Consider the following 14043-nt stretch of genomic DNA (forward strand, 5'->3'; position numbering starts at 1 on the left):
TTATTATCGTTTTTTAGTTATTGTCTGTAATAATCGTTTTGGTTTGATCTTCTAGAGATTGTAGTGATTCTTTAACATCAGCATTATTAGATAATACATTGTCGAGTGTTTCTAACAAGACATTTCTGAATTGTCCAAACCCAACAAATGATGTTTCAGATTGTCCATAGGCAAGTTCTTTGTTTGCTGCTTCGTATTCAGGATGTTCTGCAATGTAATCCTTGTAATCTTGTTCATCTTGAGCAGACTTTCTGATTGGAACATATCCTGTAGCCATAGCCCATTCTGCAGTATTTGCAGGTTCCAATAAGAACTTGATAAATGCCATACCACCGGCTTGTTGTTCTTCAGAAGCCGAAGAGAATATCCCCAGATCATTACCAGCAAAGAGCGTTAATTGTGAGTCATTATAGGTAGGAATTTCAGCAGTTCTCCATTCTATGCCACTTTCTTCAGCAGGTTCTGCAACATGAGATACTCCCGCACTAGATCCAATATAAAGGGAACTTTCACCACGAGCAAACGGTCCTGAGAAGTAACCATCTTCTCCGGCAGTACGCGCATAACCTTTATCGATGAGATCCATCACAAATTGCAATGCTTCGACACTTTTATCGCCAGCAATATCAGTTTCCAAGGTTTCTGGTTCTATGAATTTAGCCCCAGCTTGCTTGGCAATCGTTTCATATTCCATTTCAAAAGAATTCTCAAATCCCATTGCAACTCTGTCATCACTGTTAGAAGTCATCTTTTCTCCTAATGCAACAACTTCACCCCACGTTTTAGGCACTTCGACATCATATTCATCTAGAAAAGATTGGTTGTAATACATAATCCGAGTAGATTTTGAGAAAGGAAAAGCATAGGTTTTACCGTCATACTTTGAACTATCCAAAAAGCCTGGATAAATATCGTCCAATTTTTCTTGACTAAACCCTGTATCCCCAGTCATCAAATCATCTAAAGCAACCAATAAACTATTTTTTGCATAGTCTGGTGCATTACCAGGTGTAATTTGTGCTAATGTTGGTAAATCTCCGGAAGCACCTGCTGCCATGATTGATTGTTGAAGGGTATCGTAATCTCCTTGATTTTGTTCTACAACTTTATAATCCTCTTGAGAATCATTGAATGCCGCCACTAATTTAGTAATTTCCTCTTGGTGGGGGCCATTCATAGCATGCCAAAAAGTTAATTCAACCGGTGCTTTATTATCGTCATTTGAACCAGAGTCCCCACCGTTAGATGAATTATTACCATTATTGCTACACGCTACTAATGTGAAGGAACTTGCTAATACAAGTGCGCCGCCTACGACTTTTTTGTATCCTGAAAGATTTGTCATTATTCCGCTCCTTATCCTTTAATGCCACTTTTGGAAATCCCAGCAATAATATACTTTTGTAAGAAAATGTAGATCACTACCATAGGAATGATCACTATTGTTGATGCTGCCATCAATAACTGAAATTTTGTTCTTGCTTCTGTCGTAAAAGCTTGTAATCCGACTGGAAGTGTCCGCATGCTTTGTTCGTTTGTCACAATAAGTGGCCAAACAAACGAGTTCCAACTTCCAATGATTTTTAGAACTGCAATCGCTACAATACTAGATTTACCTAAGGGTACCATCACCTCCCATAAGAACCTAAAATCACTCGCCCCATCCACTTTTGCAGCATAATAAATTTCGTTTGGAACGGATTGAAATGTTTGCCGAAGCGTTTTCCTTAAGTGATTTAACGGTAACAACACTATTTGACTTAGAACCGGAACTTTTTAAAGTGGGTTTTTGGATAATGTTACGCCTCCTTGATAGCGATCGACTGACCAGCTTGGTCAAACAAATGAGTATCTTCGCTATCAGCTACTACGCTGACTTTATTTCCTAATTCGTAATGGTTTAAAACGTCGCTGATTGTCACCTCTAAGTCACCATTAATTAGTTTCAAGGTACTCTTCTTACCAAATCTTTCCAGGTGTTTCACTGTTCCACTAAAGAGTGCTTGCTCATCATTAGTAACTGCTCTTAAATTTTCAGGTCTAACCCCTATACTAACTGCTTTAACTAAGTCAGAAGGTGGAAAATTCAAACTTGAAGTATTAATGACATCATTAGTAGTAGGTAATATATTGATAACAGGATTTCCCAAAAATTGTGCTACAAACTGATTTTCAGGGAAATCATATAACGTTTGTGGTTCACTATTTTGCTGTATATGCCCATCATTAAGCACCATTACTTGGTCAGAAATACTCATGGCTTCTTCCTGATCATGAGTCACAAACACGGTAGTAATATTAGTTTCTTGTTGAATTCTTCGAATTTCTTCTCTCATCTCGATCCGTAATCTCGCATCAAGATTTGATAACGGTTCATCCATCAATAGAATCTGTGGTTTTTTAGCTAAAGCCCGAGCAATTGCTACCCGTTGTTGCTGACCACCTGATAATTGTTTCGGCTTCTTATGAATATGTTCTGAAATTTGCACGAGGTCAGCCAATTCAGTAGCTCTTTTGAGACGATCTGCTTTTTTGACATGTGCCATCTTAAGCGGAAACATAATATTCTCTAAGACAGTTAAATGAGGATATAAGGCATAGTTTTGAAACACCATTCCCACTTTTCGTTTAACAGCATCTAATACTGTAACATCCTTATCATCAAAGTAAATATGACCACTATTCGGTTTGATCAACCCTGAAATCAACATCAAGGTTGTCGACTTCCCACAGCCACTAGGACCAAGTATCGACATCAAGGAATGTTCGGAAATCGTGAAATTTAGCTCATGTAGTACTTCTTTATCACCATAGTCCATGGTGACATTTTCAAATCTAACTTGCACGCGATTCACCTCTTAAGATATTTTGTAGAAAACAACGAATGCTGCATTGTTCATTGGTTAAAGTTTGGCACATTAAGCCTTAAAAAAGTATTCAAAATCCTTTTTGTTTGTAAATTTAATGTAAATTTTTTGGCGATAATATAGAGTTTTAGCCCTTTTTATGCTATGTTATAATGCTATATGTGTTTCCAATTGTAAGTCTCTCAATTCTGTTTTATTAGCGGTATTTTATCGCCTTTCTCTCTCTATGTTTTACCCTTATCATCCCTTACTAAATAGGATTAAGATCTTTTATTTCTTTGCTTCTTTATTAAATTAATGGCCAATAAAAAAAGAACTCAACTGTTGAGTTCTTGAGTCATAGCATCTCATGTCACAAAATAGTAAACGTTTTGAGAGATTATTATTGATTTCGTTCGTTATTTAAGAAATCTATAGCCTCTAATAAACTGCGGTAAGGTACGTGATGTCCTCCTGAAGGTTGCTCGCTATAACGAAAATGTTTTCCATGAGATTTTTTCAAATCTTCGGCCAGTAATCGATCATATTTAACTGGAACAACCTCATCTTTGCCACCATGAAAAATGAAGTAAGGTTTTTCTAGTATTTTATTCAAGTTTTCTGCTAACGAATAATGTCTCAAGTCACTGGCTAATCGGTCCATTTGGTCAAAATAATCGTCCCAAATTTCTTTCGGATACTTCTCTTTTCCACCATTTTCATATTGCCAGACTAGCATATCTTTACCGAACGAGACTGGATCTGGACAGCCTATAAAACTAGCTCCAGCTGTTACCCAATCATAAGTTGTCAAAAGCATGGAGGTGGTAAAGCCACCCATCGATATCCCACCAACCGTTATATCAGTGCCGTCATAACCATTTTCTTCCATATATTCTCTTAAAGTAGGCAACTCTTTGACATTTTGAAACAAAATACGATAAAAATCAGTTGTCCCCTCTAATGCTCTATTCTCCTGTTTCCGCTCACCATGCAACAATGCATCGGGCACAAAGACAGCATAACCATCTAATGCAAATACATAGGCTTGCGTCATTAAAGATTCCTTAGCATTTGTCCAACCATGGTAAAAAACCATAACGGGTGCGGATGATTTGACAATATCCTTGTCTTCCACAACTAAAAATGGGATATTTTTAGTTGTCTTTTTTTCGATAGTAATCACTATGGCTACACCTCTACTTTTATCTGATGACAACTAACTATATCGGTTAAATATATCGGTCATAAGCTTTCTCTAAACGACATGACGTTTGAATGGATCGTCACTGATACCCTTCTCTAGGACATGCTTTGAAACTTCTTTAGCCGAAAATAAGGAATGATCGACATAGTTGCCACAACTAACCGCGGTAGTACCTTGAACATCTGACCATTCGATTGAAGAAACAATTTCTTCTAGTGAGGCCTTTAGTGCTACTGCTACATCATGAGCAGTTGGCTCACCCCACATAATCAAATGAAAACCCGTCCGACAGCCAAACGGCGAACAATCAATCACACCTGGTAAGCGGTCTCTTAGTAAAGAAGCTAGTAGATGCTCGATGGTGTGTATCCCAGCAGTAGGGATTGCACTCACATTTGGTTGAATTAATCGTAGATCAAAATTACAAATGATGTCGCCTTGTGTTCCCTTTTCCGTACCAATCAATCGAACATATGGTGCCAAGACTTTCGTGTGATCTAAGGTAAAACTTTCAACTTTTGCCATTATAGGTCTCCGTTTCTTTGAGATTATTAATTTGCCAGAACTTCATCCACGCGATTTAAAAAATCGTCTTTGCCAAAAAAGTCTTTATTGAGTAATTCTGGAAATATATGTGCAAAAAAATATTTGACAGAGGGTCTTTCTTTAAAGGATTGAATAGTGGTTGACGCTTCTAAAAACATCTCTTGATAGACCGGTTCTGGATTGCTGTTCACAATTTCTTCAAAAGATTCATACAATAAATCAACCTTGTCAGCGATTGCCAGTAGCTGTCCCTCTACCGAATTATCCTTCGCCTCAAAGAGTCGCCTACGATAAATCATTTGAAACTCTTCTGGAATTTCCTGGTCGATAAACTCGATCGTCATTCGTTCCTCCACTGTATGTAGCATTCCCCGTAATTGTTTGTTGGCATATTTTACTGGTGTCTTAATATCCCCAATAAACCTTTCAGTATAATCGTGATTCAAAGACTTTTCATAGAGTAATTTCCAGTTGATTTCAACACCGTTTAATTCCTCAATATCCCCCAACACTTGTGCGATTGATGCTACTCTAAATGAATGCGCTGCAACCGTGTGTTCTGTGAACTTAAAAAATCCTGGTGCCCTAGATATCTTTTCTAAATTGCTAAGTCCCACAATATACTCGTTTAACCCCATCCTATCTCCTCCAATTTTTTTATTCTCTATCATAAGCGTTCTTCAGTGATTAATCAACAAGCTCTCCATTAATCGTTCAACAATCATATTTTGATATAATCAGATCTTAATAACCCCATAAAGTAACTATCACGATAAGTGCCATTCGAGAAAAATTGCTCTTTCATATTGCCTTCAATCTCAAAACCAATTTTTTTATAGATATGGACCGCTGGGGCATTACTCGTATCAACATATAGATAGACTTTATGCATATTTAAAATTGAAAATGCATATTCAATTCCCTTTTTCAATGCTTGTTGCGCATAACCCAATCCTCTAAAATGTTCTAAGATGATAATCTGGATCTCACAATTACGATGGATGAAGTCGATCCAAACTAACTCAACAACACCCGCAAAATTACCCTCTACATCAATCACAAAACGCCTTTCATGAGTATCATGAATATGTTTATCGTAAAGACTGATTAACTCATCTAACGACTCATATGGCTCTTCGAACCAATAAGCCATTGTATTTCTTTCATTATTGATCTCATGGATAAACTTTAAATCTTCTCGTTCCAGTGCTCTAATTTGCATCATTTAACGCTCCTAAATTCTTTTCCTTTTAGATATCGGTTTCTTTCTCCTGTTGCTCCTGTTGGTCTTGTTGCTTATATTGCCTTATTGCCTTAATATCACATATTATCGACTGTTAAAAATATCAACAGTTATCAAAACAGTCTGCTTTTCCGTGTCAATAGAGTGAAGTGACTGATTTAAATGATGTGACTGAAATGACTGAGGTGACTGTTTTGAATGCTGTTAATGATTTCAATCCCAAAATGTTGAACACTCTAATGACTTTGATAAGGCCTCACGAAACAAGGACATGAATGGTTTTTGGTAATTTGGTAGATACTGAGATATAGTAAATGCTTCAGCAAAAAACTCTCGTGTAGATTGTGCTGCGTAAGTACCCATTGTTTCCTTAATAAGACGTTTAAAATGCAAGCGATTCAATCCACTTTGTTTTAATAGAGACTGATAGACAGTTTCGTTTAGGGAATTAGGATGATAGATCAACGCATGATTAAATGCCTTTAAGGTTTTTACATCACGCTTATCGATTTCTCGTAAATTCTCATATTGTTCAGCTATCGCTTGTAGATTCTTATTTGTTTTTAGCATATAAAAAGAGTTCAATAAGTGTGCAAATTCGTGGTCGATTGTCGTTAATCCTGATTGATCTGCAATTAAGGGTGAGTTTCTCAACTGGTAGACACGGTGATGAATAGTAACCGACCTCACCTTAGTTTGAAACATATTATGGCTAAAGTTTAAATTGCTATCGAACAATCCATACTGTTTCCCTTTACGCATTCGCGAGACAACATTTGTTGCTTGATAAGCGAGATTACGTTTACTCTTGCGGTCAGTGATTCTGATAAGTCCTTTTGGTAAATCAAATTCGTGATGTAATAAAAGCAAACGTTCACTAATCTCATTGGCAAAGTGTGGTTCAATTCGCTTTAAATTGATACTCTTATACGGACTACCCAAACTAGACTCTTCAACGATTGATTTAATCATTGCTCATTAACCTCTCTACTTTTCCCTCTTTATAAGTAACTCTTTATGCCTAACTCTTTATGTCTAACAATCTACGATCTCCCTTATCTCTACCGCAAACTGATAAGGCCTAACAAGACGTTCTCATAAGAAAGTGCTATAATCAGTAGCAGAGATTCAAGTAACCTTATACAAACCCGATTGTCATACGAAAGGAGTCAAAAAATGGAACAGTCATTTCAAGCTATCTATGAAGCCATCAAGAAAGACGCAGAGAATAAGAGTTATACTGCTAAACACATCGATCCCCTATATAGTGCTCATGAGAATGCCAAAATCGTCATTGTAGGTCAAGCCCCAGGCATCAAAGCAGAACAATCGAAACGATTCTTTAATGATAAAAGTGGTGACCGTTTACGTGATTGGTTAGGTGTGACTAGCGACTTCTTCTACTCAACAGATAAATTAGCTATTTTACCAATGGATTTTTACTATCCTGGAAAAGGTAAAAGTGGCGACCTCTCACCTCGTAAAGACTTTGCCTCAAAGTGGCATCCTCAACTATTAAAGCTGATGCCTAACGTCGAGATGACTCTATTAGTGGGTAGGTATGCCCAAAAATACTATCTTCATCAAAAAAATAACATCACACTGACTCAAACCGTCAAGAACTTTCAAACCTATTTGCCCACTTACTTCCCCATCGTCCACCCTTCCCCTTTAAACCAAAGGTGGCTCAAGAAAAATCCTTGGTTTTCTACAGAAGTCCTGCCCATATTGAGACAAAAAGTAGCAGAAATCTTACAGCCAGAACCATAAAAGTCACAAAGAATTATAGGAATATAATCGTTTCAGTGATTTCTATATCTGGGCTCAGAGATTGGACAACTGGGCAATACTTCTCAACCAATTTCATAATACTTTCGATACGATGATGCCATTTAGGATCTGCAACTATTTCAAATGTAAGATCAATCGATTGAAAGAATTGAGGCCTCGTATCAGCCCTTTGATAGTCAACTTGGATTTTCGTCACTTCAGCTGGTACCTTTGAGTTTAGCAATAAAGACTTCAACACGTAGCCCTCACAACCCCCAACAGCTGACGCAAGAAGTTGAATCGGTGAATAACCTGCTTCTTTAGTCATGACTAAATTCATTTGATCCAACGCCAATTCAAACTGTTCTTCCTTTCCAAAAACCGTGACTTGCTCATTTGTCATTATGACAACCTCTAATCTCTTTTTAGTATGGTGTTCTTTAACTTCATTATAGTTTCAACATACTTTCAACATACTTTCTATTTATACTATCATTTTATATCATCATTTTATCGTATTATCACTCTTCAATCTATCGAAGACTATTTATTTTTGATTATCCTAAATTTTAACCCTAACCTATTCATCAACATAAAAAAACTGTGAGAAGTGCTTAGTAACTTTATAACGTTTTCCGCTAAAGCACTTTACACCTATCACAGTTTTTAATTATTTTTATGTCTTATAAGTGACAGCCTTTTGATTGAACTGCTATTGATTGAACCTCAACTTAAGAATATCACTTATATTCCCGATTTACTTTTTTAGTTACCTTTTATTGTTCATTTTTTATTTTTATTTATTTATTTTTCTTTTTTTGACAGTAACCAAGATGACACCTGCCAAAATCAGACCAACTCCTGTGTACATGAGTACCGTAGAAGAACTTTCCCCTGTTTGTGGTAGTAACTGTGTCGATTTTTTCCTAGTATTACTTTGTCCGTTATTTCCTCCTTTATTAGTCGATGCCTTATGGTTATTCCCATTAGGTTTGCCCGACCCCTTATTAGTTGATCCACCATTACCTGATCCATTGTCAGTATTGTTAGTTGATCCACCACCAGTTGATCCACCTTTTTGTTCTTCTTTATCTGTATCATCTTTATCTTGATTGTCTTTATCCTGATCATCTTTATCTGGATCATCTTTATCTGGATCTTCTTTATCCGGATCTTCTTTATCTGAATCATCTTTATCCTGATCATCTTTATCTGGATCACCTTTATCCGGATCATCTTTATCAGACTCATCTTTATCAGACTCATCTTTTACAATGACATTTGCTTTGATCAGGCTACTTTCATTGCCAGCATCATCATAAGTTTGAGCAGTAATAACTGTCGTTTTTTCTACTGTAAATGGTTCTGTATAATCCGTAAAGGTTTTGCCTTCATCCAAGCTATATCTCAAATGAGTGTAGCTCGCTTCTGTCTCAGACAATTCTTTCGAATAGCCAAGGGTGACGGTAACTGGTTCTTTCGCTTCGCCGTACTCACTAAGCGTTATAGTCGGATTGGCTACAATTTTAGGAACAATATTTGTGACATCATAGGTAGTAACTTCAGATTCTGATTTGAACTGATTAACAGACTTGAAGTAGACTGTTTGATTAACCGCTACAGCCAATGGTTCACTATATAGTTGATAGTTTTCTCCATCAAAGCTATAAAGAATCGTATCACCTTCGTCAGCTGTTGCACTAACGACAACTGATTTGTTGGTTAACTCTGTTGTGTCGGCAGTAATTGTTGGAGCGTTCGGAACTGCTGCACTATAATTGACCAAAATATTTTTTGATTGTTCATTTCCAAGGCTATCAGCAAGACTGACTGTCAAGTGATTTTCGCCTTCAGTTACTGGCACCTCATAATCGAAGTTTTGAGCTGGTCTACCAGCAAAAAAATCTTCATCATATAAGCCATAATCAATGTCGCTGTATACATTGTTGTTATTGATATATAAGCGGTAGCCAGCAAAGTTATCAGAAATCAAACCAGTTAAATGGAATGGATTTTGATTGGTGTAAACACTATACTGTCCGTCATCTGAAACAGTCAAACCTTCTATTTGAAGCGTCGGTAAAACAGTATCTACGAAAACATAATACCCTTCATCGATGACTTCTTTATCACCAGTTGAACCTTCGACATAAAAGGCGACACTTTGTTTACCTTGTTTTAATGCTAAGTCATAAGTAAATGTCAGATTAGTCGGATCATAGTCTACAGGATCACCATTAATAGTGAAGTTATCGACTTTCTCACGCAATCTTCCTTTTATTTGGTAGATATTACTGTCGCTATCGTAATCAGGATTTCCGACACCAACAATTGTGATGTCATCTGTTAAAATATTTTCCAATACTAACAAATCACTTTGACGGTAGGCACTTGTAGTAACTAACTTTTGTACCGATGAGGTATTCTCATACTGGTCAGTTGCTGATACAGTAATCAAGTTTTGACCATTTTCAAGTGGCACATCAACTGCATAAGAACCGTCTTCTTGAATTGCTGTCGTTGCATCTATCGGATCTTCAGTCGACGAGTTTGAGAGGGTCAACTTAGTCGTTGATTCTCCCGTTTGACCTGCGATTCGAATTGTATCCGTTGATAACTCGCTTGATTCCTCGGCTGGTGTGTCAACCGATAGAGTCGGTTTTGTAACGTGAACCTCAATTGGCACGTTTCTAACTTGTTCTTCCCCGACTTTTACGACGATAGCATTAGTTTGATCATCGATTGGTAATGAGGCACTAAACGTTTTGCTTTCTGCGTCTACTTCAACTGCTTGATCGTTTATCGTCAATGGATCAGTTCCAATATATGACCCTATTACAGCTAGCGTTTGGCTCTCTTCGTCATAGTATTGAGAATTTGAAGTGATAATATCTTTGTCCTTAATGTTAAACAAGACTACATTGTCAGACTCCCCAAGCTCTTTTAGGTCGCTAGTATAGCCAAGATTTCCGGCATTATCACTAGCTAAAAGTTCAATAGAGTTTACACCATTTTCAGGTAACTGCCGTTCATCTAGCTTCAGTTCTACCTTCTCTGGTGTATTTGGTTTATTATCAGACAATTGCTCGGATAAATCATAAGTAGCAACATTCCCGTTTATGGCAATAGCAACTGAATCTAAAGTAACATCACTTAGATTATCACTCAGTTCAAATGAAATTGTACTATCTGTTAGTAGAACATTGCTAAACTCTGGTGCCACCGTGTCGACCTTGATTGGAATTGTAAGAGATTGCTCGGACGACCCTTCAAAGTAGCTTGTTGCTGTTATCTTCAAGCCGTATTGCCCATCTTCAACGAGTTTAGAATCTCCTGTGTTAGTGTCATAGACTGTTCCATCCCAAGTAGCATTTGTAACATAAGACTCGGTGAAGTTATTGATTTGAGGATTGAAATAGCCTTTTCCTCCTTGCTTATCCTCATTTAGCTTAAGAAGTGTTTTATTGTCGTTATCTACAATTTCATAGGTAAGTGTCTTCGTATTCCTTAAGAAGAATAAAACAGGATATGCTGAGTCAAAACGACCGTCACCATTTGGTGATATAGCAATCTTATCAGGGTTTATCGTATTAAAATCAAAACCAAGGTAGTAGTTCTCTTCATCTAACAAATACCCTGATCCTAGGATTGTATTGTCATCATAGATAGGAGCATCGATAATTTGACCATCACCATAATTCCCATAAAAGCCAACATATGGAATGGATATAGCTGGTGCTGTATCGCTTTCAAAACCTATAAAGCCTTCGACAAATTGGTTTGCTGAGAAGGAAGCAGGCAAGTTGATTGTAATGCCAACTGTTTTTGATTCACCTGGTTCAAGGCTTACTTCAGTATTATCAGCTTTTAGAGTAGCACCATCAATATTGACAGAAGAAATAAAGCTGCTACTATCTGTTGTCTCGGTATACGGACCGTTGTAGTCATTTAAAGAATAAGTTACTTTTTCTTTGCCATTATTTGTAAGTATCACACCAAATGAAGAGGATTGCCCGATATTCTTCAAAGCAATCGTTGCATCACCATCTGCAGCATCTACTAATGATGTGCTATTAGCAATAGCTTGATTAATATCTACACTACCAGCTCCTTGTCTTCTAGGAGAGATGATATTGCCATTAGTAACATCTGTCATTGGTTGAGATGTCGTCATGAGTGAGACCTTAGCGAAATTAATCAAATCAGCACCAGATAACGATAAGCCTTTCGTTTTGATGCTTTGATATAGCAATGCCGCAGTCCCTGCAACATACGGTGAGGACATAGAGGTTCCACTCATAGTTTGGTAGTTATTATTATTGGCCGTCGAGTAGATCTGTCCACCTGGTCCTGCGATTTCTGGTTTCAATTCCAAATCAGGTGTTGGACCCCAAGAAGAGAATTTAGACATTTGACCGCTCTCACTGTTATGGTATGACCCTTTAGTTTGAGCAAATTTTATTTTTTTATCCTTATTTTCTTCAGCTAGCTTGATTAACAATTCGCCATCTTGTTGAGAAACAAAAATAGCTAAGAAATTGTTATCATCCAATGCCATACTAATCAGAGATGTCCCCGGAGCATTATCGTAAACAATAGCAGCCTTTGCGCCTTGTTCCTTAGCAGCTGCCTGTTTATCAGAAAATGTCGCTAGTCCTCTTTGGATCAAAACTATTTTACCCTTAACATCCAGATCTGTATAATCTCCAATACCCTTTTCACCTAAGGGCACAGAAACTAATTCACTAGGCTCACTAAACACCTCTAAACCGACTCCAGTAACTGTATTGGCATAAAAGGCCACACCAGATTCGGTGCCATTAGCCAACCTGACTGGCTCTTCATTGCCAGCACCATCCACTAGTATAGGAGATAAGGCATCCGCAATCACTTCATCACTTTCATAAGATGCAACTGTTAGAGCTTCTTTGGCGACACCAGGGGCACCAACTGTGCTAGTATCCTTGGTATCAAATAGATTTTGCGGATCAGTGCTAGTCCCGGCACTAGTACTTACACCACTATTACCGGCTGAAATAACGGTTAAAACGCCAGCATCCGCTGCCTTTTTGATAGCAACTTGTGATGGGTCGTTGCTGTCCACAGTCCCTGAAACTGACCCCAAACTCATGTTAATAACATCTGCGCCTAGTTTGACAGAATCCTCAATGGCAGAGATGATATCATCATCTAGAGCAGTAGCAATCTTATCATTATTTGGGAAACCCTTCATGGCTAGTAACTGTGCTTCAGGGGCAACACCAACCACGTATTCACCCACACTTTGTGGATCCCCCTCACCATTGGCTCCAACTATTCCGGCCACATGCATCCCGTGCATTGAGGTTCCTGGGTTCTGGTCGACAATGTTGTCATTATTATCTGCATAATTATGTCCATAAGGGACTTTGCGAGTGAACCACTTGCCATAGCCAAGATTTTTAACGACAGCGGTTGCATTTGATTGGGTTAATTTTTCATTAGTAGATTGCGATAAACGGAGGTCCTTATGAGTCGGATCAATCCCGCTATCAACAATTGCAACAACAATTCCTTCGCCATTACTCCCACTTTCGCTGACTTTTATTCCAGCAGAAGAGTTTTTAAACATCTCTACATTACTACCATCGTCCTCAGTAGGAGAATAGACATTTGCAGGTGTCACTGATTTAATACCTTTTATCGCAGTAATTTCACTGATATCAGTCAATTTAACATCAATAGAAAACCCATTCACTAAATATCCGAATGATTTTTTAACCTTATTACCAGTTATTTTTTCAACTTTCTTTTTAATACTAGATTGGCTTTCAATAACACTATCTGTTGCCTTTTCAATCGATGACACAGACTTATTAGTTCCCGATGCCTTACTAGTCGATTCAACAGCTGCTTTACTTTCTAACTGAATAATTGCTCTAATTTCTTGATCAAAATTGCCATCAGTATCGATAGTACTGATATCGATACCTAAAGCTTTCAGTTGTTCCAAAGCTCTTTCTCGGAATTTTTCCTTATTTTCTTTTTTGTTGTCATCTTCGGCCTTCGTAAATGCATCAACTAGTTTCTCATAATTTTCACCAGTATCTGCTGGATCTTTTTTGCTATCATCAGCAAATGCCGTTATAGGAACAACCATATTAAGTATTAGTGACAATAAAAGTGTCACTACTAATAGAAATGCTTTATTCTTTTGGGATTTTCCAATCATATATTCGTTATCCTCTTTTCATCCTAAAACGTATCGTTAACTCCAAATCGTTAGCTACCACCTGTCTAATACTAATCGTTTTGTAATCTTGTAAAACAAGCATGATTAGCAATTATAATGACTTACCAAGTATTCATATACATTTCCATACTCATTTCCATACTCATTTCCACCTCTTTTTCTCATCAATAACTAACAATATTAAAATCATATTATACTT

At 37.4% G+C, this 14043-nt stretch carries 10 protein-coding genes and 1 pseudogene; 1 reads left to right on the forward strand and 10 read right to left on the reverse strand.

All coding sequences use genetic code 11. The annotated features are described in order from the left end of the window. Positions 1-13: 13 nt before the first annotated feature. The 8 genes and pseudogenes from H541_RS0100135 to H541_RS0100170 form a co-directional block, all read right to left on the reverse strand. Complete coding sequence (locus H541_RS0100135; protein ID WP_022795328.1) at positions 14-1345, reverse strand: ABC transporter substrate-binding protein; 1332 nt, start codon at positions 1343-1345, stop codon at positions 14-16. A gap of 11 nt (positions 1346-1356) precedes the next feature. Next, a pseudogene (locus H541_RS11075) lies at positions 1357-1722 on the reverse strand (carbohydrate ABC transporter permease); the annotation flags it as partial. Positions 1723-1799: 77 nt separating this feature from the next. After that, positions 1800-2846 carry an ABC transporter ATP-binding protein gene (locus tag H541_RS0100145; RefSeq protein ID WP_022795330.1) on the reverse strand — a complete coding sequence of 349 codons (1047 nt, stop codon included), beginning with the start codon at positions 2844-2846 and terminating at the stop codon, positions 1800-1802. Positions 2847-3249: 403 nt separating this feature from the next. Then, positions 3250-4032: an alpha/beta fold hydrolase gene (locus H541_RS0100150; protein WP_022795331.1), complete on the reverse strand. Its 783-nt coding sequence runs from the start codon at positions 4030-4032 to the stop codon at positions 3250-3252. A gap of 72 nt (positions 4033-4104) precedes the next feature. Continuing rightward, a complete protein-coding gene (locus H541_RS0100155) occupies positions 4105-4578 on the reverse strand; it encodes an S-ribosylhomocysteine lyase (protein WP_022795332.1) in 474 nt (157 codons plus the stop codon). A gap of 26 nt (positions 4579-4604) precedes the next feature. After that, positions 4605-5237: a YfbR-like 5'-deoxynucleotidase gene (locus H541_RS0100160; protein ID WP_022795333.1), complete on the reverse strand. Its 633-nt coding sequence runs from the start codon at positions 5235-5237 to the stop codon at positions 4605-4607. Positions 5238-5320: 83 nt separating this feature from the next. Then, positions 5321-5821, reverse strand: coding sequence for a GNAT family N-acetyltransferase (locus tag H541_RS0100165; protein WP_022795334.1), 501 nt, complete (start codon positions 5819-5821; stop codon positions 5321-5323). A gap of 234 nt (positions 5822-6055) precedes the next feature. Further along, positions 6056-6814, reverse strand: a complete 759-nt coding sequence (locus H541_RS0100170; RefSeq protein ID WP_022795335.1) for a hypothetical protein — start codon at positions 6812-6814, stop codon at positions 6056-6058. A 204-nt stretch (positions 6815-7018) separates the two neighbouring features. Here H541_RS0100170 and H541_RS0100175 point away from each other — a divergent pair, with 204 nt between their 5' ends. Beyond that, positions 7019-7612 carry a uracil-DNA glycosylase family protein gene (locus tag H541_RS0100175; protein ID WP_022795336.1) on the forward strand — a complete coding sequence of 198 codons (594 nt, stop codon included), beginning with the start codon at positions 7019-7021 and terminating at the stop codon, positions 7610-7612. 13 nt (positions 7613-7625) lie between these two features. Here H541_RS0100175 and H541_RS0100180 read toward each other — a convergent pair whose 3' ends face one another. Both H541_RS0100180 and H541_RS12445 read right to left on the reverse strand, forming a co-directional pair. After that, positions 7626-8015 (reverse strand): OsmC family protein, encoded by a 390-nt coding sequence (locus H541_RS0100180; protein ID WP_022795337.1) that lies wholly within the window; start codon positions 8013-8015, stop codon positions 7626-7628. 393 nt (positions 8016-8408) lie between these two features. Next, complete coding sequence (locus H541_RS12445; protein WP_022795338.1) at positions 8409-13823, reverse strand: S8 family serine peptidase; 5415 nt, start codon at positions 13821-13823, stop codon at positions 8409-8411. Between the last annotated feature and the right edge of the window lie 220 nt (positions 13824-14043).

The sequence above is a fragment of the Bavariicoccus seileri WCC 4188 genome, assembly GCF_000421665.1.
Lineage (GTDB): Bacteria > Bacillota > Bacilli > Lactobacillales > Aerococcaceae > Bavariicoccus > Bavariicoccus seileri.